The sequence below is a fragment of the Cellulomonas sp. KU4C genome, from assembly GCF_056868065.1.
This window is the reverse complement of the sequence record NZ_CP200322.1, coordinates 3,216,225-3,239,473: the sequence shown is the minus strand read 5'-3', so window position 1 is coordinate 3,239,473 and position 23,249 is coordinate 3,216,225. Positions and strand designations below refer to the sequence as shown.

Sequence of the window (23,249 nt, the reverse complement as noted above, 5' to 3'; positions counted from 1 at the left end):
GTCACCCGAGGCACCCCGAGGGCCCGGGACGCGCACCGCGTCCCGGGCCCTCGGGCGTCCGCGCCCCTTCCGGCGTGTCGGACCCGGGGCGTAGCGTCCCGGCATGGACTACCGACTGGAGCTCGTGCAGGTGCCCGTCTCCGACGTGGACCGGGCCAAGGACTTCTACACCCGCAGGGCGGGCTTCGTGCTCGACCACGACCAGGAGGTCGGCGGGGGCCTCCGCTTCGTGCAGCTCACGCCGCCCGGGTCGGGCGCGTCGATCGCGATCGGGACCGGGATGACGACGATGCCGCCCGGCTCGGTCGAGGGGCTGCAGCTCGTCGTCGCGGACATCGAGGCGGCGCACGCCGACCTCACGGGCCGGGGGCTCGACGTCGGCGAGGTGCAGGACTTCCCCTGGGGGCGGTTCCTGTTCTTCGCCGACCCGGACGGGAACCGGTGGGCGGTCCAGCAGCTGGTGCCGAGCGGGGGGACGGACTGATGTGCCGGAACATCACGACGCTGCGGGGCCTCGAGCCCGCGGCCACGGAGGACGAGATCGAGGCAGCAGCGCGCCAGTTCGTGCGCAAGGTCAGCGGCGTGCAGCAGCTCAGCGCGGCGACCGAGGAGCCCGTCGAGCGCGCGGTCGCGGAGGTCGCGGCGATCGTCACGCGCCTGCTCGCCGAGCTGCCCGAGCGGCGTCGACCGCCGGCGACGGTCCCGCCGCTGCGCCGCCCCGAGGTGCGGGCGCGGCTCGGTCTCGACGCCGCCGACGGCCCGGGTCACGACCACGAGCACCCCCACGAGCACGACCACCCGCACGAGCACGTCCACGACCACCCGCACGAGCACGTCGCGGCGTCGGCCCGGGGTGCACGATGAGCCGCGAGGTGCAGGTGACCTTCGACGCCCACGACCCGCGGACCCTGTCGACGTTCTGGCGCGACGTCCTGGGCTACGTGCACCCGGCCCCGCCCGGCATCGAGCTGCCGGCGGGGGCGGACCCGCTCGCCGCGTGGGACGACTTCCTCGAGCGCGTCGGCGTCCCGGAGGACCAGCGGAACAGCAGCTCCGCGGTCGAGGACCCGGACGGCGACGGTCCCCGGCTGTTCTTCCAGCAGGTCCCGGAGGGCAAGTCCGCGAAGAACCGGGTGCACCTCGACGTGCGGGCCGCTCCCGGCCTCCAGGGCGCCGACCGGATGGCCGCGCTCGAGGCCGAGTGCGACCGCCTGGTGGCGCTGGGCGCGACCCGCCTGCAGCGCCACGAGCCGGCACCGCCGATGACCAGCGGCCACATCGTCATGGCCGACCCGGAGGGCAACGAGTTCTGCCTCGACTGACCCGCGCAGCCGGGCACCGACCGCGGCACGGACGGACGGCGCCCCGGAGCAGCGAGCGCGCCCTCGCCAGGAGGTGCGGTCGCCGCGCCGGGGCGCGGTCGCGGTGCGTGCCGGACTCAGGCCGGCGGTGCCGCCGGGTCGGCGTGCTTGCCGTGCGCCGCCTCGACGTCGGTGGCGAGCGTGCCGAGGTAGAGCTCGATCACCTTCGGGTCGTTCATCAGCTCGCGTCCCGGGCCGGAGTACGCGTTGGACCCCTGGTCGAGCACGTACGCCCGGTCGCAGATCTGCAGGCAGCGGCGGGCGTTCTGCTCGACGATGACGATCGAGACCCCGGCCTTGTTGATCTTCCGGGTGCGGATGAACGTCTCGTCCTGCCGGACGGGGGACAGGCCCGCGGACGGCTCGTCGAGCAGCAGCACCGACGGGTCCATCATCAGCGCCCGAGCCATCGCGACCATCTGCCGCTCGCCGCCGGACAGCGACCCGGCGCGCTGCTTGCGCCGCTCACCGAGCACCGGGAACAGGTCGACGATGAAGTCGAACCGCTCGGCGAACCGCTTCGGGGCCTGGAACAGGCCCATCTCGAGGTTCTCCTGGATGGACAGCGACGGGAACACGTTGTTCGTCTGCGGGACGAACCCGACGCCGCGCCGGACGAGCGAGTCCGCGCGGTGGTTCGTGATCTCCTCGCCCTTCAGCACCACGGACCCGGAGCGGATCGTCACGAGCCCGAACAGGGCCTTGAGCAGCGTGGACTTCCCGGCGCCGTTCGGGCCGATGATGCCGACGAGCTCGCCCGGGTGCACGACCAGGTTGCAGTCGTTGAGGATGTTGACGCCCGGCACGTACCCGGCGACCAGGTCGGTCGCGGCGAGCAGCGGCTCGCCCGCGGGTGCGCCCCGGTGGACGGTCGAGGGGTCGGACCCCTGCACGGCGGTGCTGCTCATCGGGTGCCCTCCTTCTTCTCGGCGGCGGCGGCCGCGAGGTTCGCGGCCTCCTCGGCCTCGAGCTGCTGGATGCCGTCCTCGAGCAGCGCGTCGTCGCCCAGGTCGGTGTCGTGGTGCGCCCCGAGGTAGGCGTCGATGACGGCCTGGTCGGCCATCACGTCCTCGGGCGGGCCCTCGGCGACGATCTTCCCCTCGGCCATGACCACGACCCAGTCGGAGATGTGCCGGACCATGTGCATGTCGTGCTCGACGAACAGCACCGTGGTGCCGTCCTCGCGCAGCGCCTGGATGTGGCCGAGCAGCGACTGGGTGAGCGCCGGGTTCACGCCGGCCATCGGCTCGTCGAGCATGACCATCGTGGGCTTGCTCATCAGCGCCCGGGCCATCTCGAGGAAGCTTGCGCTGCCCGCCGGACAGGCTGCCGGCGTACTCGTCGCGCTTGGTGTCGAGCTTGAACCGGGCCAGCAGCTCCTCGGCCTGCGCGGTGATCTCCTTCTCCCGCGCCCGCCACAGCGGCGGGACGAGGGCCGTGAGGAGGTTCTCGCCGGACTGCTGGGAGGCGCCGAGCAGCATGTTCTCGATCACCGTCATGCGCGAGAGCGCCTTGGTGAGCTGGAACGTGCGGACCATGCCGGACCGCGCGACCTTCGCCGCGGACACCCCGGACAGCGACCGGCCCTCGAACGACCAGGTCCCGGTGCTGGGCCGGTCGAACCCGGTGAGCAGGTTGAACAGGGTGGTCTTGCCGGCGCCGTTCGGGCCGATCAGCGCGGTGATCGCGCCGCGCTGCACCTCGAGGTGGTCGACGTCGACGGCGGTCATGCCGCCGAAGTGCCGGGTGACCTGGTCGGCGACGACGATCGCGTCGGGCTTCGGCACGCCCGGCGTGCGGGCGACGTGCGCGAGGTCGGCGACGACGCGGTCCCGGCCGCTGGCGGTCGTGGCGTGCGGGACGTGCGGGGGCACGTGGCCCCGGGGGGTCTCAGCGGACATCGATCGCCAGCTCCTTCTTGTCGCCGAGGATGCCTTGAGGTCGGAAGATCACCAGCAGCATCAGCGTGACGCCGACGATGATCCAGCCGAACTGCTCGATCTGCTCGGTGCGCATGACCGACGAGGGGACGCCCACGCGCATCACCGACTTGATCAGCATGAGCGAGACCCAGAAGATGATCGACCCCAGGACGGGTCCGAACACCGTGGCGGCGCCGCCGAGCAGCAGGATCGTCCAGACGAAGAACGTCATGGGGCGGCCCATCGAGTCGGGCTGCACCGCCCGGGGGAGCACGTAGATGATGCCGGCCATCGCGCCGATCACCCCGCCGAGGACGAGCGACTGCATCTTGTACGAGTACACGTTCTTGCCGAGCGAGCGGACGGCGTCCTCGTCCTCCCGGATGCCCTTGAGCACGCGCCCCCAGGGGCTGCGGATCAGGAGCCAGACCAGCAGGCACGCGAGGGCGACCAGCGCCCAGCCGACGATGCGGATCCACCAGGAGTTGGACGCGTTCATCGAGTACTCGAACGGGCCGAGGGCCAGGTTGCCGTCCGCGAACGGCGACGCGCCCTGGAACGTGTCCTTGTAGGAGTTGCCGCGCAGACCGGACGACGCACCGGTCAGGTCGGTCAGGGCGGTCGACCGGCCGATGAGGCGGACGATCTCGGCGGCGGCGATCGTGACGATCGCCAGGTAGTCGCCGCGCAGCTTCAGGGTCGGGATGCCGAGCAGCAGGCCGAACACGGCGGCGCAGGCGAGCGCGACGAGCACGGCCGCCCACAGCGGCCAGCCGGCGATCGTCGAGATCGCGAAGCCGTACGCGCCGAGGAGCATGAAGCCGGCCTGACCCATGTTGAGCAGTCCGGTGAGACCGAAGTGCACGTTGAGGCCGATGGCGGCCAGGGCGTACGCGGCGGTCGTCGGGGCGAAGATCTCGCCCGCCACGTTGACGAGGATGCGGGACCAGTCCATGTCAGCTCCTTAGCCGATCCGCTCGGCGCGACCGAGGATGCCCTGGGGCCGCAGCAGCAGGACGAGGATGAGGATGAGCAGGGCGCCGGCGTAGCGCATGTCGCTCGGGATGACGAGGTTCGACATCTCGACGACCAGGCCGATGACGATCGAGCCGGCCAGGGCGCCGAACGCCTGGCCGAGCCCGCCGAGGGTCACCGCGGCGAACATCAGCAGCAGCAGCGCGCCGCCCATGTTCCACGAGGTGGCGTTGAGGTAGAGGCCCATCAGCACGCCGCCGAGGGCGGCCAGCGCCGCGCCCAGCACCCACACGAGCCGCACGATCCGGTCGACGGAGATGCCGGACGCCGCGGCGAGGGCCGGGTTGTCCGACACGGCGCGGGTGGCGCGGCCGACGCGGGTGCCGAGCAGGAAGTACGCGACGGCGGCGAGCACCGCGACCGCGATCAGCAGCGACCACAGCGAGGTGGTGCTGATCCGGACCGGGCCGAGCGTGACCATCGTCGGGTTGGTCGTGACGATCCGCAGCGCACCGCCGCCGAAGAAGAACTGGTACGTGTACTGCAGCGCCATCGACAGGCCGATCGTGACGATCATCTGCTGGGTCGTGCCCACGCGGCGCTTGCGCAGCGGGTGCCAGATCCCGGCGTCCTGCAGCCAGCCGGACGCGGCGCCGACGACGACGGCGAGCACACCCGCGACGATCAGCGGCAGGTCGAGCGACTGCGCGGCGACGTACGCGACGATCGCGCCGAGCGTGACCTGCTCGCCGTGCGCGAAGTTCGACAGGCCGGTGGTGCCGTAGATGAGCGACAGGCCGACGGCGGCGAGCGCGAGCAGCACGCCGAACACGAGGCCGCTGCTGGCCTGCTGCGCGAGCCGTCCCCAGGAGAACGACCCCGTGTCGGAGCTGCCGACCGGCGCGCCCACCTCGGCGTCGCCCGCGGGTGCGGTGCCCGCGTCGTCGGGGTCGGTGGTCGCCGAGCCCCCGGACCCGCCCGAGCCGCCGGCGGGCTCGCCGAGCGGGAACAGGGCGCCGGCCGACGACCCGAGGGCCACGGACACGGTGCGCGGGTTCCCCGCGGGGTCGCGGAGCGTCTCCCCGGCGGGCAGCGTGGTGGTGTCCAGCGTGACCGTGTACTCACCGGCCTCGGTGACGGGGGCCGTCCAGCGGCCCTCGGCGTCGGTGGTCGCCTGCGTGGCGCCACCGGGGCCGTCGACGTCGAGGACGACACCGACGGCGGGTTGCTGGTCGGCGGTGCGGATCGTCCCGTTGATGCAGCCGGTGGCGGCGTCGGCGACGCACCCGGCGGCTGCGGCCGCCCGGGCGGTGCCCGGGACGGCGAGGGTCAGCAGGAGCGAGAGGAGGAGCACGCCGAGCGCGAGAGGCGCTGCGGCGGTGGAACGGTCCCTGGTAGCGGCTCGGCGCACCTGGTCCTCCGTCCGGTCGTGGTCGGCAGTTGACGGCAGCACGGCTCGCGGCGGTTCTGCCACCGGCGAGTGGGCGAGACAGTAGGGGCGGCGTGTTTCCGGCTCATGACGAGCGTGTTCGAGGCATTCGCGTCGTTGCGGGCGGCCTGTCCTGCGCCATGGGGGAGGGTCGCACGGGTCGGCGCCGCGCGCCCCCCGGACGGAGCAACGTTCACCCGGAGGGGTGACGCCCGCCACGCCACGGGCCCCTGACCTCGGCCGCTGCGGGCCGGATCGCGGCCGCCACTAGGCAGGGGCACCGCCGGTAGGTCATGATCGGGCGATGCCGCGGGGGGCGCAGCAGGCACGTGACGACGCCGGCGTCGTCGCTCTCGTCCGAGATCCGTCTGGAGGCCGTCGAACCGTGCGCTCGCCCGTCGCCGTCCGTCCCGCCCGTCCCGAGGACCTCGACGTCCTCGTCTCGCTCAGCCTCGCCGCCCGCGCGGAGTCGCTGGTGGGGTCGCAGCTCTGCACGGACGACGCGGACCGTCTCCGGCACCAGATCGGCGCGCTCGTGGCGGAGCCCGGCGCCCTCGGGCTCGTGGGCCTGCTCGACGACGAGCTGTGCGGCCTGGTCCTCGCGCGGATCGTCGGCCCCAGCCTGTTCACGGACGAGGTGACCGTCTCCATCGAGGCCGTCTACGTCGCGGACGGCGCCCGCCGCCGCGGGGTCGGCCACGCCCTCCTCGGCGGTGTGGTCGAGGAGGCGAAGCGGGTGGGTGCCTCCGACGTGCTGGCCGTCCCGCTGCCGGGGGCCCGGGGGATGCTGCGGTTCCTCGCGCGCCTGGGCTTCGCGCCGGCCGCGGCGCACCGCGTGGTGAGCACGGAGGCGCTGCAGCGCAAGCTCGTCGCGGACGCCCCGGGCCAGGGGTCCGGCGGCCGCCGTCCGGCGCGCGCCGGGCTCGACGACCTGATCGCCCGCCGCCGGCGCGCCCGCGCGGGGCGCACCGCGGCGGCGGCGTCCACCGTCGAGGCGGCTCAGCCCTCGCGGGCCTCGATCAGCATGCAGGTCAACCGTGCCGAGCAGATCCGGCGACCGCGCGGGTCCTCGACCACCACGTCGTAGGTCGCGACCCGGCCGCCGAGGTGCACGGCCGTCGCGGTCCCGGTGACCAGGCCCGCGGTCGCGGAGCGGTGGTGCGTGCAGCGCGCTCGATGCCGACCGCCTGGCGGCCCGGCCCGGCGTGCAGGTTCGCGGCGTAGGAGCCGAGCGTCTCGGCGAGCACCGCGGACGCGCCGCCGTGCAGCAGCCCGTACGGCTGCACGTTGCCCTCGACGGGCATCGTCCCGACGGCGCGGTCGGCGGACACCTCCTGCAGCGTGATGCCCATGCGCGCCATCAGGGTGCCGGGGGCGGGGGTCAGCGCGAGCGCGTCGGTGTCGGTCATGCCCGATAGGTTGGCACCCGTGACTGACGTGACGCGACACCTGCCTGCCGACGCGCCCGCCGACGGGGCGCTCGCCGCACCGGCCGCCGCACCGGAGACCGCGCCGGAACCCGCGCCGGTCGCGGGCGGGCGGCTCCTGCTGGTGGACGGGCACTCGATGGCCTACCGGGCGTTCTTCGCCCTCCCGGTCGACAAGTTCGCCACCTCGACGGGTCAGCCCACCAACGCGGTGTTCGGCTTCGTGTCGATGCTCGCGAACCTGCTGCGGGACGAGACGCCCACCCACGTCGCCGTCGCGTTCGACGCCGGGCGCACGACGTTCCGCACCGAGCAGTACACGGAGTACAAGGCGAACCGCGAGGCCTCGCCGGAGCCGTTCCGCGGCCAGGTCGACGTCATCAAGCGGGTCCTGGCGACCATGCACCTGCCGGTGCTCGACAAGCCGCACTACGAGGCCGACGACATCCTCGCCACGCTGGCGCGGCAGGGTGCGGCGGCGGGGATGGACGTCCTGGTCTGCTCCGGCGACCGCGACTCCCTGCAGCTCGTGAACGAGCGCGTCACGGTGCTCTACCCGGTCAAGGGCGTCTCCGAGCTCGCGCGGATGACCCCCGAGGCCGTCGAGGCGAAGTACGGCGTGCCGCCGGCCCGCTACCCCGACATCGCGGCCCTGGTCGGGGAGAAGCTCCGACAACCTGCCCGGCGTGCCCGGCGTCGGCCCGAAGACGGCCGCCAAGTGGGTCAACGCCTACGACGGCCTCGAGGGCGTCGTCGCCGCGGTCGACCAGATCCCGGGCAAGGCGGGGGAGTCGCTGCGCGCGCACCTCGACCAGGTGCTGCTGAACCGGCAGCTCAACCGGCTGCTGGACGACCTCGAGCTGCCGCTCGGCCCGGCAGACCTGGCCGCGCGCCCGTGGGACCGCGAGGCGCTGCACACCATCCTCGACGAGCTGGAGTTCCGCACCCTGCGCGACCGGCTGTTCGCGATGCTGCCCGACGAGGACGGCGGCGCGGGCGACGTGGCCGAGGCGGCCGAGGGCCCCGTGGTCGTGACGCCGGTCGACGGCGGCCTGGCGGACTGGCTGGGCCGGCACGCGGGCGTCCGCACCGGCGTCGACGTCCAGGGCTCCGCCGCACCGGGTACCGGTGACGCCTGGGGGATCGCGCTGGTCGCCGCGGGCGAGGCCGTCGCGCACGACCTCGCGCAGATCCACCCGGCCGACGAGGCCGCGCTCGCGGCCTGGCTCGCCGACCCCGCCCAGCCGAAGGTGCTGCACGCCGCGAAGGAGGCCTGGCACGCCCTCACCGGACGCGGCCTGGAGCTCGCCGGCGTGGAGTTCGACACCGAGCTCGGGGCGTACCTGCTCCAGCCCGACCGGCGCGGCTACGACCTGGCCGACCTCGCGATCGGGTACCTGCGGCGCGAGCTCGGCGCCGTCGAGGACACCAGCGGGCAGGGCGCGCTCGACCTCGACCTCGAGGGCTCCGGCGAGGGCACCCGCGCCGCCGTGCGCGCCGCGGCCGTCGTCGACCTGGTGGACGTGCTCGAGGGGCAGCTCGTCGAGCGCGGCGCCGACCACCTGCTGCGCGACGTCGAGCTGCCGCTGGAGGGCGTCCTGGAGCGGGTCGAGCACACCGGCATCGCCGCCGACGCCGAGTACCTCGCGGCGCTCGAGAAGGAGTACGACACCGCGGTGCAGCAGGCGGCCGCGCAGGCGTACGAGGTGATCGGGCGGGAGGTGAACCTCGGCTCGCCGAAGCAGCTCCAGGAGGTGCTGTTCGACCAGCTCGAGATGCCGAAGACCAAGAAGATCAAGACCGGCTACACGACCGACGCCAACGCGCTGGCGGACCTGTTCGCCCGCACCGGGCACCCGTTCCTCGAGCACCTGCTCGCCCACCGCGACGCGATCCGGCTCCGGCAGACCGTCGAGGGCCTGCTGCGCTCGGTCGGGGCCGACGGCCGGATCCACACGACGTTCCAGCAGACCATCGCCGCGACGGGCCGGCTGTCGTCCACCGACCCGAACCTGCAGAACATCCCGATCCGCACCGAGGCCGGGCGGCAGATCCGCCGGGCGTTCGTGGTCGGCCCGGGCTTCGAGACGCTGCTCACGGCCGACTACTCGCAGATCGAGATGCGGATCATGGCCCACCTGTCGGGCGACGCCGGTCTGATCGAGGCGTTCACGGCCGGGGAGGACCTGCACTCCTACGTCGGGTCGCGCGTGTTCGGTGTCGCGACCGACGAGGTCACCAGCGCGCAGCGGTCCAAGATCAAGGCGATGAGCTACGGCCTGGCGTACGGGCTGTCCTCGTACGGCCTGTCGCAGCAGCTGAAGATCGCCGTGGGCGAGGCCGACACCCTGATGCGCGACTACTTCTCGCGGTTCGGCGGCGTGCGGGACTACCTGACGGGCGTGGCCGACGAGGCTCGCGCGACCGGGTACACCGCCACGATCCTCGGTCGTCGGCGCTACCTGCCGGACCTCACCAGCGACAACCGGATCCGCCGGGAGGCGGCCGAGCGGATGGCCCTGAACGCCCCGATCCAGGGCAGCGCGGCGGACATCATCAAGCTCGCCATGCTCGGCGTGCAGCGCGAGCTCGACGCCCAGGGGCTGGACTCGCGGCTGCTGCTCCAGGTGCACGACGAGCTCGTGCTCGAGGTCGCCCCGGGCGAGCGGGACGCGGTCGAGGCGCTGGTGCGGGACCAGATGGGCAGCGCGTACGAGCTGTCGGTGCCGCTGGACGTCTCGGTCGGCGTCGGCGAGAGCTGGCACGCGGCGGGCCACTGACCCGCCCCGGCGCTCCGCCGACCCCGCGGGCCCCGGGCTACGCGGGCCGGTGGGCCCCGGGCTACGCGGGCCGGTGGGCGACGAAGATCGCCGTCCCCGGGATGTGCCGTCCTCGCAGGGGGCTCCAACCGCCCCAGGTGCGGTCGTGGTCGTCGGGCCAGGCGGGCTCGACGACCGCGTCGAGGACGAGCCCGGCCCCGACGACGTCCGCGACGTGGTCGCCCAGGGTGCGGTGGTACTCCGCGTACAGCACCTGACCGTGCTCGTCGGTCTCGACGTACGGGCGCCGGTCGAAGTAGGACCGGTCGGCGGTCAGCCCGCGCTCGCCGGGGTCGTCGGGGAACGCCCACCGCACCGGGTGGGTGACGGAGCAGACCCACCGGCCGCCGGGCCGCAGCACCCGTGCGGCCTCGGCGTGCACCCGCCGGGCGTCCGGCACGAACGGGATCGCCCCGTACGCCGTGAACGCGAGGTCGAACGACGCGTCGGGGAACGGCAGCGCCCGCGCGTCGGCCTGGACGAGCGGGACGGGAGCGCGGCGGCCGGCGACGGGTCCGCCGTCGGGCGCGCGTCGGTCCACCGCCGCGGCGGCATCGAGCATCCCGGCCGACACGTCGGTCGCGACGGCCAGCGCACCGTGCGCGGCGAGCCAGCGCGAGCACTGCGCGGCGCCCGACCCGACCTCCAGCACCCGGCGGCCGGCGACGTCGCCGAGCAGGTGCGCGTCCGACTCGCGCAGCCCCTCCGGGCACCAGAGGAAGTCGTCGTCCCCGAGGAACGCGCCGTGCTCGTCCAGGTACTCGGCGGCGTTGGCGTCCCACCAGCGCCGCCCGGCGCCGTCGGTGGCGGCGGCGGGGACGTCGAGGTAGCCGGCCGCGGCCAGGCGCGCGCTGTCGTCGGAGGTCACGGTCACGACGGTATCCGGCGACCGCCGCAGGTCCCGCCCGACCGCCGGGACGAATCGCCCGGGACCTCGGGCTCACCGACCCGGCGCCACGCACGGATAGCCTGGTCGCACGCCACGCGGTGCCGCGGGCGGACCCCCTGATGCGAAGGAGACCCCAGCGTGCGAGTCGGACTGCTGACCGGTGGAGGCGACGTCCCCGGTCTGAACGCGGCGATCCGGGCCGTGGTCAAGCGCGGTGAGGGGGAGTACGGGCACTCGATCATCGGGTTCCGCAACGGCTGGCGCGGCGTGGTGGACGGCGACATCGTCCCGCTGAGCCGCAGCCACATCCGCAACGTGCTGCCGGTCGGCGGCACGCTGCTCGGCACCGCCCGGTTCCACCCGCACGCGGCCGACGGCGGCCTGGACGCGGTGCTGGCGACCCTGGAGGCGGAGCGCATCGAGGCGCTGATCTGCATCGGCGGCGACGGCACGCTGCACGCTGCGTCGAAGGTCGCCGAGGCAGGCGTCAAGATCGTCGCGATCCCCAAGACGATCGACAACGACGTGTGGGGCACGGACCGCTCGATCGGCTTCGACACCGCGGTGGAGATCGCGACCGAGGCCCTGGACCGCGTGCACACCACCGCCGAGTCGCACAACCGCGTCATGATCGTCGAGGTCATGGGGCGGCACGCCGGCTGGATCGCGGTCACCGCGGGCATCGCCGGCGGCGCCGAGGTCGTCCTGGCCCCCGAGGAGCCGTTCGACATCGACAAGGTCATCAAGTTCCTCAAGCACCGCCACCGCGCGCACGCGAACTTCTCGATCGTCGTGGTCGCCGAGGGCGCGGTCCCGGCCGAGGGCACGTCGATGTCCTACGAGGCCCCGGTCGGGCAGTTCGGCGAGATCGTCGCCGGTGCGATCGGCGAGCGGGTCAAGGCGGAGATCGAGAAGCGCACCGGGTTCGACACCCGCGTGACCGTGCTGGGCCACGTCCAGCGCGGCGGCAGCCCGGTCCCGGCCGACCGGATCCTCGGCAGCCGGTTCGGCGTGGCGGCGATCGACGCGATCAGCCGCGGCGAGACCGACGTCATGACCGCGCTGCGCGGCGAGGAGGTCGTCCTGGTGCCGCTGCCGGAGATCGCCGGCAAGGTCAAGAAGGTCCCGGCGGACCTCCTGGGCGTCGCCCGCGCCCTCGCGTGACGCTGCGCCCCGCGTGAGCCCGTGCGGCACCGCCTGATGCCTTTGACCGGCTGTCGTCACGGCCGGTAAGGTATTCGGCGGTGCCGTCATGCCCGTGCGCGCACGGGCCGACCCGCACCACCATCCTGTCCTTACGACGTTCTGTCCGCATCGGAGCCCATCCCTACATGAGCATCTCCACCCCCGCCAAGCCCGGCACCCCGCAGGTCGCGATCAACGACATCGGCTCGGCCGAGGACTTCCTCGCCGCCGTCGACGCCACGATCAAGTACTTCAACGACGGCGACATCGTCGAGGGCACCATCGTCAAGGTCGACCGCGACGAGGTCCTGCTCGATATCGGCTACAAGACCGAGGGCGTCATCCCGTCCCGCGAGCTGTCCATCAAGCACGACGTGGACCCGGGCGAGGTCGTCAAGGTCGGTGACGAGGTCGAGGCCCTCGTCCTCCAGAAGGAGGACAAGGAAGGCCGGCTGATCCTGTCGAAGAAGCGCGCCCAGTACGAGCGCGCCTGGGGCACGATCGAGAAGATCAAGGAGGAGGACGGCGTCGTCACCGGCACCGTCATCGAGGTGGTCAAGGGTGGCCTCATCCTCGACATCGGCCTCCGCGGGTTCCTCCCGGCCTCCCTCGTGGAGATGCGTCGTGTCCGCGACCTCCAGCCGTACGTCGGCAAGGAGATCGAGGCGAAGATCATCGAGCTCGACAAGAACCGCAACAACGTGGTCCTGTCGCGCCGTGCCTGGCTCGAGCAGACGCAGTCCGAGGTCCGCTCGACCTTCCTGCAGACGCTGCAGAAGGGCCAGGTCCGCCCCGGTGTCGTGTCCTCGATCGTCAACTTCGGTGCGTTCGTCGACCTGGGCGGCGTGGACGGCCTCGTGCACGTCTCCGAGCTGTCCTGGAAGCACATCGACCACCCGTCCGAGGTCGTCGAGGTCGGCCAGGAGGTCACTGTCGAGGTCCTCGACGTCGACTTCGACCGCGAGCGCGTCTCCCTGTCGCTGAAGGCGACGCAGGAGGACCCGTGGCAGGCCTTCGCCCGGACGCACGCCATCGGCCAGGTCGTCCCCGGCAAGGTCACCAAGCTCGTCCCGTTCGGTGCGTTCGTGCGCGTCGAGGACGGCATCGAGGGCCTGGTGCACATCTCGGAGCTGGCCGTGCGCCACGTCGAGATCCCGGAGCAGGTCGTCCAGGTCGGCGACGACGTCTTCGTCAAGGTCATCGACATCGACCTCGAGCGTCGCCGCATCTCGCTGTCGCTGAAGCAGGCGAACGAGGGCTTCGACCCGACCTCCGAGGACTTCGACCCCGCGCTGTACGGCATGGCGGCCGAGTACGACGAGGAGGGGAACTACAAGTACCCCGAGGGCTTCGACCCGGCCACCAACGAGTGGCTCGAGGGCTTCGAGGCGCAGCGTGAGGTCTGGGAGGGCCAGTACGCCAAGGCGCACGAGCGCTGGGAGGCGCACCGCAAGCAGGTCCTGGACGCGGTCCAGGCCGACGCGGAGGCCGCGAACGGCGAGGGCGCCTCGTCGTCCAGCTCGTCGTCGTCCTCCTCGGCTGCGTCGTCCAGCTCCTCGTACTCCTCGGCCCCGGCCCAGGAGGCGACCGGCACGCTCGCGTCGGACGAGGCCCTGGCCGCGCTCCGCGAGAAGCTCACCGGCAACTGAGCCGACCGGGCCGGGCGCACGCCCGGTCCGCGGTCCGACGGGCCGGTCACCTGCGGGTGGCCGGCCCGTCGGCGTTCCCGCCCGGCTCGTGTCGGAGGTGCGTGAGAGGATCGACGGCGTCCCCACCCCTCCTCACGAGAGGCAGCGCCGTGCCCGCGCGCTCCACCACGCCCCGCCCGGCGATGCTCACCGGATCGGTGCCGCGACGGTCGGTGCAGCTGATCGTCCGCGGCATCGCGTCCCAGCCGCGCACGTACGTGCTGGCCATCGGCACCTCCGCGGTGTTCGGCGCCCTCACCGTCGCGGTCAGCCGCGTCCTGGGCTGGGCGACCGACTCGGTCGTCGTCCCCGCGATCGGCGGCGACGCCGACGCGCGCGGCCGGATCTGGGTCGCCGGCGCGGTCCTGGCGCTCGTGGCGCTCTCGCTGGCCGCGTCCGTCGCGGGCCGGCGCATCTTCGCGGGCATGGGCGTCGCCGACCAGCAGGCGATGCACCGCCGGACCGTCACCCGGCAGTACCTGCGGCTGCCGATGACCTGGCACCGCCGGCACCCCACCGGTCAGCTGCTGTCGAACGCGTCCTCCGACGTCGAGGCGGCGACCGGGGTGTTCAACCCCCTGCCGTTCGCGCTCGGCGTCGTCGTCATGATCGGGGTGGCGGCCGTCGCGCTGCTGGCCACGGACGTGTGGCTGGCGCTCGCCGCGCTCGTGGTTCTGCCCGTCGCCGTGGTCGCGAACCTGGTGTTCCAGCGCCGGATGTCCCCGGCGGCGACGCGGGCGCAGCAGCTGCGCGCCGAGGTCGCGGACATCGCGCACGAGAAGCTTCGAGGCGGCGCTGCTGGTCAAGTCGCTCGGCACGGAGGCGCGGGAGGAGCGGCGGTTCGCCGAGCGCACCGCGCAGCTCCGGGACGCGAACGTGCGGGTCGGCGTCGTGCGCGCGTACTTCGACCCGGTGATCGACATGCTGCCGAGCATCGGCACGCTGCTGGTGCTGCTCGTGGGTGTGCTGCGGGTACGGGCCGGCGCCGTCGGCACCGGGGACATCGTCGCCGCGGCGTACCTGCTCACGCTGATGGCCGTGCCCGTGCGGGCGTTCGGCTGGGTGCTCGGGGAGCTTCCCGCGCGGGCTGGTCGGCCACGAGCGGGTCGCCCGGGTCGTCGACGCCGAGGGCGAGCTGGTCCCGGGCCGTACGCCGCTGGCCCGCCGACCGGGTGGTGCCGCGCTGCGGCTGTCCGGCGTGGGCGTCCGCGTGCCCGGCCCCGAGGGCCCGGTCGACCTGCTGCGCGACGTCGACCTCGACGTGGCCCCGGGCCGCGTGGTGGCGGTGGTGGGCCCCACCGGTGCGGGCAAGACCACGCTGGTCTCGCTCGTGCCGCGCCTGACCGACCCCACCAGCGGCACCGTCGCGGTCGACGGCACCGACGTCCGCGCGCTGGACCCGGACGACCTCACCGACCAGGTGGTGCTCGTCGGGCAGCAGACCTTCGTCTTCGAGGACACCGTGCGCGGCAACGTCACCCTCGCCGACGCGGACGACCCCGCCGCGCCCGACGACGACGCGGTCTGGGCGGCCCTGCGCCTGGCCCGGGTCGACGGCGTGGTCCGGGACCTGCCCGGCGGGCTCGACTCGCCGCTGGGCGAGCGCGGCTCCAACCTCTCGGGCGGGCAGCGGCAGCGGCTCGCGATCGCCCGCGCGCTGGTCCGCCGACCGCGCCTGCTCGTGCTCGACGACGCGACGTCCGCGGTGGACCCGCGCGTCGAGCAGGGCATCCTCACCGGTCTGCGGGAGCACGCGGGCGTCGGCGGGACGGGTCCGACGGTGCTGCTGGTCGCGTACCGCATGTCGTCGGTGCTGCTCGCGGACGAGGTCGTGCACGTCGAGGGCGGCCGCGTCGTCGACCACGGCACGCACGCCGAGCTGCTGACCCGCGACCCGGGCTACCGCGCGCTCGCGACGGCGTACGAGCAGGAGTCCGAGCGGCGCGCGGCGGTGCGCGCCGACGCCGCGGCCGAGGAGCAGGCGGCGGCGGACCTCGCCGACGCCGACGAGCTGGATGCCGAGGGAGCCCGATGAGCGCGCAGGACCGGACCGGCCTCGGCGGGGGCGGGGAGCCGCTGGGCGTCCTGGCGACCCTGCGCCGCGGCGTGCAGGTGTCGCCGCAGCTCGTGCAGGGCCTGTGGGTCACGCTGCTGCTCGCCGTGCTGGCGGCCGCGGGCAAGGTCGTGGTGCCGATCGCCGTGCAGCAGGTCATGGACACCGGCGTGCTCGCCGGCGGCGGCCCCGACGTGCAGCGGGTGGTGACGCTGGTGGTGGCGGCGGCCCTGGCCCTGGTCGCGGGCGGCCTGTGCTCGGCGCTGGTCAACGTCCGGCTGTTCCGGGCGAGCGAGGCGGGGCTCGCCCAGCTGCGCGTCCGGGCGTTCCGGCACGTGCACGACCTGTCGGTGCTGACGCAGAACACCGAGCGCCGCGGGTCCCTCGTCTCGCGGGTCACGTCCGACGTCGACACCATCTCCCTGTTCGTCCAGTGGGGCGGCATCATGCTGCTCGTCTCGACGCTCCAGGTGCTGGTCGCGACGGTGCTGATGGCCGTCTACTCCTGGCAGCTGACCCTGCTCGTCTGGTTGTGCTTCGGGCCGCTGGTCCTCGCGCTGCGCCCGCTGCAGCGCCGGGTCAACGTCGCCTACACCCGGGTGCGGGAGCGGGTCGGCGCGATGCTCGGCGCGGTGTCCGAGGCCGTGGTCGGCGCCGAGACCATCCGGGCGTACGGCGTGCAGCGCCGCGTGCAGCGCACGATCGACGACCGGGTCGGCGCGACCCGCGACGCGATGGTGCACGCCCAGAACACCGTCGCCCTGGTGTTCTCGTCGGGGGTCCTGGTCGCGAACCTGGTGCTCGCCGTCGTCGTCGTGGCGGGCAGCGCGCTCGGCGTCGCCGGGGACCTGTCGGTCGGGAGGCTGCTCGCGTTCCTGTTCCTCGTCCAGCTGTTCACCGGCCCGGTCCAGCAGGCGACCGAGGTGCTGAACGAGCTGCAGAACGCCGTCGCCGGCTGGCGGCGCGTGCTCGGCATCATCGACACCCCGGTCCAGGTCGCCGACCCGGGGGAGCGCGGCGTCCCGTCGCAGCGCGGGCCCGCGGCCGTCGAGCTGCGCGGCGTCGGGTTCGCGTACCCGGGCGGCCCGCCCGTGCTGCACGAGGTCGACCTGCGGCTGCCCGCCGGCCGCTCGGTCGCCGTGGTCGGGGCGACCGGGTCCGGCAAGACGACGATCGCCAAGCTCGTCACCCGCCTGATGGACCCCACCCGGGGCGCCGTGCTGCTCGACGGGACGGACCTGCGCACGGTCCGCACCGAGGACCTGCGGCGGCGCGTCGTCATGGTGCCGCAGGAGGGCTTCCTGTTCGACGCGACGCTCGCGGAGAACCTCGTCTACGGGCTGCGCACCGCCGACGGGGTCACCCCCTCGGTCTCGGAGGCGGAGCCGCAGCTGCGGGCGGCGGTCGACGCCCTGGGCCTGTCCGACTGGCTCGCGGAGCTGCCGTCCGGCCTCGCCACCCCCGTCGGCCAGCGCGGCGAGGCGCTGTCCGCAGGGGAGCGGCAGCTGGTCGCGCTGACCCGCGCCTACCTCGCGGACGCCGACCTGCTGGTCCTCGACGAGGCGACGTCCGCCGTCGACCCGGCCACGGAGGTGCGGATCGCGCGGGCGCTGGACTCGCTCACCGAGGGCCGCAGCACCATCACCATCGCGCACCGGCTGTCCACCGCCGAGGCCGCGGACCTGGTCGTGGTGGTCGACGCCGGGCACGTCGTCGAGCTCGGGCCGCACGACGAGCTGGTCGACGCCGGTGGGGTCTACGCGTCGATGCACGACGCGTGGGTGTCCCAGACCCGGTGACCCCCGCGCGGGTCGTGGGAGGATCGGGCACGTGAGCGAGCAGCAGAGCACCGGCCCCAGCGGCACCACCAGCGGCCTCGACCCCGCGGTCGCGGCGCGCCTGAGCCGCGACCCCGCGGGTCTGGTCGCCGCGATCGTCCAGCAGCACGACACCGGCGAGGTCCTCATGCTCGGCTGGATGGACGACGAGGCCCTGCACCGCACCCTCACGGGCGGCCGGGTGACGTTCTGGAGCCGGTCCCGCCAGGAGTACTGGCGCAAGGGCGACACCTCCGGGCACGCGCAGTACGTGAAGTCCGTCGAGCTCGACTGCGACGGCGACGCGCTGCTCGTCCGCGTGGACCAGGTCGGCGCGGCCTGCCACACCGGCGCGCGTACCTGCTTCGAGACCGGCGGCTCGCTCGGCGCCGTCGTCGGCGAGCGTCCCGCCGACGCGCCTGTCGCGGGCAGCACCGGGCCGACCGCGTGACCGCCGCCCCGCCCGAGGACGCCACGGCGCCCGTCGACGCCACGCCGGTGGACGTCCCCTGGGGCACGACCTGGCCCGCGCTCCCGGAGTTCCGCGCGCTCGCCGCCGACCGCCGGGTGATCCCCGTGGTGCGCCGCCTGCTGGCCGACGACACCACGCCGGTCGGCCTCTACCGCACCCTCGCCGCAGGTCGGCCGGGCACGTTCGTCCTGGAGTCCGCGGAGCAGGACGGGCGCTGGTCGCGGTGGTCCTTCGTCGGGGTGCGCTCGCGCGCGACGCTGACGGTGCGCGACGGCCGGGCGGTCTGGACCGGTGACGTGCCCGCGGGCGTGCCGACCGAGGGCGACCCGCTGGCGGTGCTGGGGGAGACCCTCGAGGTGCTGCGCACGCCCGCCGTGCCGGGCCTGCCGCCCCTGACCGGGGGTCTGGTCGGCGCGCTCGGCTGGGACGTGGTCCGGCACTGGGAGCCGACGCTGCCCGCCGCCGCGCCCGAGGAGCTGGGCGTCCCCGAGATGACGCTGTGCCTCGCGAGCGACCTCGCGGTCACCGACCACCACGACGGCTCCGTGTGGCTGGTCGCGAACGCGATCAACTTCGACGGCTCCGACGAGCGCGTCGACGAGGCGCACGCCGACGCGGTCGCGCGGCTCGACGCGATGCAGGACGCCCTCCTGCGGCCGGCCGCCCCCGCCGCGGCGCGGCTGGTCGACGCCCCGGTGCCCGAGCTCGAGTTCCGGTCGACCGCCGCCGAGTACGAGCAGGCCGTCGCCACCGGCAAGGAGGCGATCCGGGACGGCGAGGTGTTCCAGGTCGTCCTGTCGCAGCGGCTCGACCTCGACTGCCCGGCCGACCCGCTGGACGTCTACCGGGTGCTGCGGACCATCAACCCCAGCCCGTACATGTACTACCTGCAGCTCCAGGACGCCGACGGGCACGACTTCGCCGTCGTGGGGTCGAGCCCCGAGACGCTGGTCAAGGTCACGGCGGGGCACGTCACGACGTTCCCGATCGCCGGCTCCCGGCCGCGCGGTGACACCCCGGAGCGGGACCGCGAGCTGCACGACGAGCTGATCGCCGACCCCAAGGAGCGGGCCGAGCACCTCATGCTGGTGGACCTGGCCCGCAACGACCTGGTGAAGGTGTGCGAGCCCGCGACGGTCGAGGTCGTCGAGTTCATGGCGGTCCGGCGGTTCAGCCACATCATGCACATCTGCTCGACCGTCGTCGGACGGCTCCGCGCCGGGGCGACCGCGCTGGCGGCCCTCACCGCGACGTTCCCGGCGGGCACCCTCTCCGGTGCGCCGAAGCCGCGCGCGATCGCCCTGATCGACGAGATCGAGCCGGCGCGGCGCGGGATCTACGGCGGCACGGTCGGGTACTTCGACCTCGCCGGGGACATGGACATGGCGATCGCGATCCGCACGGCGCTGATCCGCGACGGGCGCGCGAGCGTCCAGGCGGGTGCGGGCATCGTCGCGGACTCGGTGCCCGCGACCGAGTACCAGGAGTCCCGGGACAAGGCGGCCGCGGCGGTGCGGGCCGTGCAGATCGCCGCGCGGCTGCGACCGGCGGGGTCCGCGTGACCGCGCCGTCCGACGCCCGTCGCGGCGCGGGGCGCGGCCGCTGGGTGCTGGCGCTGCTGCTGCTGTCGGGGGTCGTCGCGCTGACCGCGCTGCCGGTGTGGGTGTCCGCGACGGGGTCGAACGCCCTGGGCGAGGAGCTCGCCGTCACCGTCCGCGGGACCGCCGCCGCCCCGGGGGTGGTCGCGGCCGCGCTGGTGCTGCTCGCCGCCGCTGCCGCGCTCGGGCTCGTCGGGCGGGTCGGCCGGTGGGTCGTCGGCGCGGTCGTGGCCGCCGCCGGGGTCCTGGTCACGGCGTCCGCACTCGCCGCCCGGTCCGCCGCGACGGTCACGGCCGAGCGCGCGGCCGCGGACGTGACCGGGGTGCCGCGGGTCGCCGACCCCGTCACGGTCGCGGTGTGGCCGCTGGTCACGGCGGTGCTGGGCGTCCTGGTGGTCCTCCAGGCGGTGGCGCTGGTCCGCGCGTCCCGGGCGTGGGCAGCACCCTCCGACCGGCACGAGCGCGTCGACCGGACCACCGGCCCGACGTCGGGCCGACCCGTCGGCGGGACCTCCGCCGCGGGTGCCGGGACCGCGGGAGCAGCCGACGACCTGCCCGTCGACGAGCGCGGCGCGTGGGACGCGCTGACCCGCGGGGACGACCCGACCTGAGTCGTCGGCTAGGGTGACGACACCCCGTCATGAAAGGTGTTCCACGATGGTCGAGCAGTCGCTCCGTCCCCAGGGCGCTCAGCAGTCCCCCCGCTCGGAGACGCTGCGCCTGCCCCCGCAGGCCCCGCCGACGAACCACGGCCACACCAGCGCCGCCTGGGCGACCACGATCATCGTGCTCCTCGGCTCCACGGCCGCCGCGCTCGGTCTGGTCTTCGGGGTCATGGCGGTGTTCTGGGCCGGCCTCGCGGTCGCCCTGCTCGGCGTCGTCGTCGGCAAGGTCATGCAGGTGCTCGGCTACGGCCAGGGCGGCGCGCACACGATCGCCAAGGCGAAGGCGCGCGGCGGTCACTGACCGGCGCCCCGGCGGGCGTCGGGTGGACGTCAGGCCCCGGCTCCGGTAGACCTAGGGCCCGCAGCCTCCCGACCAGGGTGGACGCCGCAACCGACGCACACGAACCACGAGGAGCCGCCATGTCGACCCCGAACCAGCCGCAGGACCCCTACTCCAGCCCCGAGGGCTCGGGCGACCAGTCCGGCTCGGGCGACCAGGGCGGTATCCCGCAGTACGGCCAGTACACCGGCGGCCAGCCGGCCGGTGGCTACGGCCAGCCCGCGGGCGGCGACTACGGTCAGGCGCCGGCCTACGGTCAGGCCCCGGCCTACGGCCAGCCGTACGGCGGCGGCTACGGCTCGCCCGCGAAGAACAACCTCGGCGTCTGGTCGCTGGTGCTCGGCCTCGTCGGGTTCTTCGTCTGCTCGATCTTCACCAGCATCCCCGGCATCATCGTCGGCTCGAAGGCCAAGCAGGCCGTCGCCCGCGGCGAGGCCAACAACGGCTCGCTGGCCAACGCCGGCTACATCGTGTCCTGGGTCGTGACGATCCTCGGCGCCCTCGGCATCATCCTGTTCTTCATCCTGTTGGCGACCGGCGCGCTCGCCACGACCTTCGACACCACCACCTACTGACAGGTGCGCACGGCCGCTCCACCCGACGCCCCGTCGACTCGCGCCCGGCTCCGTGCCGCGCGCGGGCCGCTGGTGGTCGCGGGCGGGGCGGCCGTCGTCGCGCTCGGGCTCGTCCTGCGCGACCCGCACGGCCAGGGCAGCTGGGGCGTCTGCCCGCTGTACGCGCTCACCGGCGTGTACTGCGCGGGCTGCGGAGGCCTGCGGGCCACGCACGACCTCCTGGTCGGTGACCTCGCCGGCGCCTGGTCGATGAACCCGCTGTGGGTGCTGGTCGTCCCGGTCCTCGCGGCGCTCTGGGCGCGGTGGCTGGTCCGGGCGCTCCGGACCGGGCGACCGGCACGGGCGCCGTCGGCGCGGGTGGCGGTCGTCGCCACGGCGGTCGTCCTCCTCTACAGCGTCGCCCGGAACGTACCGGCATGGGCGGGCCTGCTCGCCCCCTGAGGTCGCGGCGGTGCGCCCGGGAGCCCGCGCGGACGGGTGAACGCCGGGCGTTCGCCCACGACGCCACCACGGGGCTCCCTACGCTGCCGTCGGCGCGCGCCGCGCCAACCGCAGCCGCAAGGGGGAGCCGTGACCACGCCCGACCAGCCGGACGACCCGCACCCGACCGTGCCGGCGACGTCCTCCTGGGAGCCCGCGCCGCTGCCGGCCGGGCCCGCGGGGCCGGAGACGTCGGCGCTGCCGCCGTACACCGGGCCGGCGGCGAGCGCGTGGTCCGGGTACCCCGCCCCGTCACCCGTCGCCTCGCCGGTCGCCCACCCCACCGGACCGCAGCCGTGGTCGACGGGCCACCCCGCGCCGGGGTACGGGACCTGGCCCGTGCACACCGGGGTCAAGAACAGCCTCGGCGTGTGGTCGCTGGTGCTCGGCGTGGTCGCGCTGGTGCTGTGCGGGTACGGACTGCTGTTCGGGGTCGGCGCGATCGTCACGGGGGTGCAGTCCCGGCGGGCCGAGCAGCGCGGTGAGGCGACCAACGGCGGGCTCGGCACCGCGGGCCTCACGCTGGGGATCGTGGGGTGCGTCGTCAGCGTGGTGCTGGGGGTGCTCGCCGTGATCGGGTACCTCGTCGACCCGCAGCAGCCCGTCTGAGTGGTCCTGGACGTAGGTGGCCCGGCCGCCCCGGTCGCGTCCCTAGGATGCGATCGGCGCACCGTGCGTCGACGCGTCCCGCAGGAGGCCACCGCATGAGCACGCCCGACCAGCCCTCGGACGCGTCCCACCCCGCGCAGGATCCGACCCCGACGTCGCCGTACGGCCAGCAGCAGCCCGGGTACGGGCAGCCGACGCCCTCCGAGCAGCCGTCGCCGTACGGCCAGCCCGCGCCGTACGGCCAGCAGCAGCCCGGGTACGGCCAGCCCGCGCCATACGGCCAGCAGCAGCCCGGGTACGGCCAGCCCGCGCCGTACGGCCAGCAGCAGCCCAGGTACGGCCAGCCCGCGCCGTACGGCCAGCACGGCCAGTACGGCCAGCCGTCGGGCTACCCGCAGCCGTCGTACCCGCAGCCGTCGCCGTACGACGCGCCGTCCGCCTACCCGCAGCAGCCCGGCGGCTACGCCGGCGCGCCCTACGCCGCCGGCCCCCCGGCGCCGGGCTACCCGGCCTGGGGCGCGCAGCCGTACGCCCCCGTCCTCGGCTACCCGAAGAACGGGCTCGCCGTGTGGTCGCTCGTCCTGGGCCTCGTCGGGCTCGTCGCGTGCGGGCTCGCCACGGGGATCCCGGCGATCATCCTCGGAGTGCTGGCCCGCAGGGCGGCGGCCCGGGGCGAGGCCGACAACCGCGGGCTCGCGGTCGCGGGCATCGTGCTGGGTGCCGTCGCGACCGCGGTGACCACGCTGGGCCTGCTCGCCGCGTTCGGCTCCGCCTTCGTGCCCGCGTTCATGGACGGGTACAACGGCACGTCGTACGGCTACTGACCGACGCGGGGCCGGCCGTCCCACCGGGTGACCTGGTGGTCGGCCGGGCCCGCGGGTCCCCGTACGATGGCGGAGGCGGTCGCGGGTCCGACCCCATCCGGAGCAGGGTGGGTCGGCCGTC

Annotated in this window: 19 protein-coding genes and 4 pseudogenes; 17 read left to right on the top strand and 6 right to left on the bottom strand. The window is 74.4% G+C overall.

The genetic code is table 11. From position 1 onward, the window contains the following. Window positions 1-103: 103 nt before the first annotated feature. Genes AC1VL8_RS15435 through AC1VL8_RS15425 form a run of 3 tightly spaced genes read left to right on the top strand, consistent with a single transcriptional unit; the run spans window position 104 to window position 1,322 of the window. A complete protein-coding gene (locus AC1VL8_RS15435; protein WP_483075779.1) occupies window positions 104-484 on the top strand; it encodes a VOC family protein in 381 nt (126 codons plus the stop codon). After that, window positions 484-864 carry a DUF2277 domain-containing protein gene (locus tag AC1VL8_RS15430; RefSeq protein ID WP_483075778.1) on the top strand — a complete coding sequence of 127 codons (381 nt, stop codon included), beginning with the start codon at window positions 484-486 and terminating at the stop codon, window positions 862-864. The genes AC1VL8_RS15435 and AC1VL8_RS15430 overlap by 1 nt, the downstream gene beginning before the upstream one ends. After that, window positions 861-1,322 carry a VOC family protein gene (locus tag AC1VL8_RS15425; RefSeq protein ID WP_483075777.1) on the top strand — a complete coding sequence of 154 codons (462 nt, stop codon included), beginning with the start codon at window positions 861-863 and terminating at the stop codon, window positions 1,320-1,322. Before AC1VL8_RS15430 ends, AC1VL8_RS15425 begins: the two co-directional genes overlap by 4 nt. 116 nt (window positions 1,323-1,438) lie before the next feature. Here the strand turns inward: AC1VL8_RS15425 and AC1VL8_RS15420 are convergent, their stop codons facing one another. The 4 genes and pseudogenes from AC1VL8_RS15420 to AC1VL8_RS15405 form a co-directional block, all read right to left on the bottom strand. Next, the gene (locus AC1VL8_RS15420; RefSeq protein WP_483075776.1) at window positions 1,439-2,269 is read right to left on the bottom strand and encodes an ABC transporter ATP-binding protein; all 831 of its coding nucleotides are present in this window, start codon (window positions 2,267-2,269) and stop codon (window positions 1,439-1,441) included. Then, window positions 2,266-3,262: pseudogene (locus tag AC1VL8_RS15415) on the bottom strand (ABC transporter ATP-binding protein). The gene AC1VL8_RS15420 and the pseudogene AC1VL8_RS15415 overlap by 4 nt, the downstream one beginning before the upstream one ends. Then, window positions 3,252-4,238 (bottom strand): branched-chain amino acid ABC transporter permease, encoded by a 987-nt coding sequence (locus AC1VL8_RS15410; protein ID WP_389229596.1) that lies wholly within the window; start codon window positions 4,236-4,238, stop codon window positions 3,252-3,254. Before AC1VL8_RS15410 ends, AC1VL8_RS15415 begins: the two are co-directional and overlap by 11 nt. Window positions 4,239-4,247: 9 nt before the next feature. Then, a complete protein-coding gene (locus tag AC1VL8_RS15405) occupies window positions 4,248-5,612 on the bottom strand; it encodes a branched-chain amino acid ABC transporter permease (RefSeq protein ID WP_389229593.1) in 1,365 nt (454 codons plus the stop codon). Between the two features lie 460 nt (window positions 5,613-6,072). Between AC1VL8_RS15405 and AC1VL8_RS15400 the strand changes: the two genes are divergently transcribed. Beyond that, complete coding sequence (locus AC1VL8_RS15400) at window positions 6,073-6,774, top strand: GNAT family N-acetyltransferase (protein WP_389229590.1); 702 nt, start codon at window positions 6,073-6,075, stop codon at window positions 6,772-6,774. Here the strand turns inward: AC1VL8_RS15400 and AC1VL8_RS15395 are convergent. Beyond that, window positions 6,687-7,096, bottom strand: a pseudogene (locus AC1VL8_RS15395) (PaaI family thioesterase). The gene AC1VL8_RS15400 and the pseudogene AC1VL8_RS15395 sit on opposite strands and share 88 nt — an antisense overlap. A gap of 157 nt (window positions 7,097-7,253) precedes the next feature. Here AC1VL8_RS15395 and polA point away from each other — a divergent pair. Next, window positions 7,254-9,894 (top strand): annotated as a pseudogene (gene polA / locus AC1VL8_RS15390) (DNA polymerase I). A 61-nt stretch (window positions 9,895-9,955) separates the two neighbouring features. Here polA and AC1VL8_RS15385 read toward each other — a convergent pair. After that, the gene (locus AC1VL8_RS15385) at window positions 9,956-10,801 is read right to left on the bottom strand and encodes a class I SAM-dependent methyltransferase (RefSeq protein WP_483075775.1); all 846 of its coding nucleotides are present in this window, start codon (window positions 10,799-10,801) and stop codon (window positions 9,956-9,958) included. Window positions 10,802-10,960: 159 nt separating this feature from the next. Between AC1VL8_RS15385 and AC1VL8_RS15380 the strand changes: the two genes are divergently transcribed. The 12 genes and pseudogenes from AC1VL8_RS15380 to AC1VL8_RS15325 all read left to right on the top strand — a co-directional run bounded on the left by AC1VL8_RS15380 (window position 10,961) and on the right by AC1VL8_RS15325 (window position 23,128). Continuing rightward, window positions 10,961-11,986 carry a 6-phosphofructokinase gene (locus tag AC1VL8_RS15380; RefSeq protein ID WP_389229581.1) on the top strand — a complete coding sequence of 342 codons (1,026 nt, stop codon included), beginning with the start codon at window positions 10,961-10,963 and terminating at the stop codon, window positions 11,984-11,986. Between the two features lie 167 nt (window positions 11,987-12,153). Further along, window positions 12,154-13,656 (top strand): 30S ribosomal protein S1, encoded by a 1,503-nt coding sequence (rpsA, locus tag AC1VL8_RS15375; RefSeq protein WP_389229578.1) that lies wholly within the window; start codon window positions 12,154-12,156, stop codon window positions 13,654-13,656. Between the two features lie 182 nt (window positions 13,657-13,838). Then, a pseudogene (locus tag AC1VL8_RS15370) lies at window positions 13,839-15,730 on the top strand (ABC transporter ATP-binding protein). Beyond that, window positions 15,727-17,547, top strand: coding sequence for an ABC transporter ATP-binding protein (locus tag AC1VL8_RS15365; RefSeq protein ID WP_483075774.1), 1,821 nt, complete (start codon window positions 15,727-15,729; stop codon window positions 17,545-17,547). The pseudogene AC1VL8_RS15370 and the gene AC1VL8_RS15365 overlap by 4 nt, the downstream one beginning before the upstream one ends. Before the next feature lie 31 nt (window positions 17,548-17,578). Then, the gene (gene hisI, locus AC1VL8_RS15360; protein ID WP_483075773.1) at window positions 17,579-18,016 is read left to right on the top strand and encodes a phosphoribosyl-AMP cyclohydrolase; all 438 of its coding nucleotides are present in this window, start codon (window positions 17,579-17,581) and stop codon (window positions 18,014-18,016) included. Further along, the gene (locus AC1VL8_RS15355; protein ID WP_483075772.1) at window positions 18,013-19,599 is read left to right on the top strand and encodes an anthranilate synthase component I; all 1,587 of its coding nucleotides are present in this window, start codon (window positions 18,013-18,015) and stop codon (window positions 19,597-19,599) included. Before hisI ends, AC1VL8_RS15355 begins: the two co-directional genes overlap by 4 nt. Further along, on the top strand, window positions 19,596-20,246 hold the full coding sequence (locus AC1VL8_RS15350) for a Trp biosynthesis-associated membrane protein (RefSeq protein WP_483075771.1): 651 nt from the start codon (window positions 19,596-19,598) through the stop codon (window positions 20,244-20,246). The genes AC1VL8_RS15355 and AC1VL8_RS15350 overlap by 4 nt, the downstream gene beginning before the upstream one ends. Before the next feature lie 46 nt (window positions 20,247-20,292). Further along, the gene (locus AC1VL8_RS15345; RefSeq protein ID WP_483075770.1) at window positions 20,293-20,601 is read left to right on the top strand and encodes an HGxxPAAW family protein; all 309 of its coding nucleotides are present in this window, start codon (window positions 20,293-20,295) and stop codon (window positions 20,599-20,601) included. Window positions 20,602-20,720: 119 nt separating this feature from the next. Then, on the top strand, window positions 20,721-21,215 hold the full coding sequence (locus tag AC1VL8_RS15340) for a DUF4190 domain-containing protein (protein WP_483075769.1): 495 nt from the start codon (window positions 20,721-20,723) through the stop codon (window positions 21,213-21,215). A 3-nt stretch (window positions 21,216-21,218) separates the two neighbouring features. Then, complete coding sequence (locus tag AC1VL8_RS15335; protein WP_483075768.1) at window positions 21,219-21,656, top strand: DUF2752 domain-containing protein; 438 nt, start codon at window positions 21,219-21,221, stop codon at window positions 21,654-21,656. 129 nt (window positions 21,657-21,785) lie between these two features. Continuing rightward, window positions 21,786-22,304: a DUF4190 domain-containing protein gene (locus tag AC1VL8_RS15330; RefSeq protein ID WP_483075767.1), complete on the top strand. Its 519-nt coding sequence runs from the start codon at window positions 21,786-21,788 to the stop codon at window positions 22,302-22,304. Window positions 22,305-22,399: 95 nt separating this feature from the next. Then, window positions 22,400-23,128 (top strand): DUF4190 domain-containing protein, encoded by a 729-nt coding sequence (locus AC1VL8_RS15325; protein WP_483075766.1) that lies wholly within the window; start codon window positions 22,400-22,402, stop codon window positions 23,126-23,128. Window positions 23,129-23,249 lie beyond the last annotated feature (121 nt).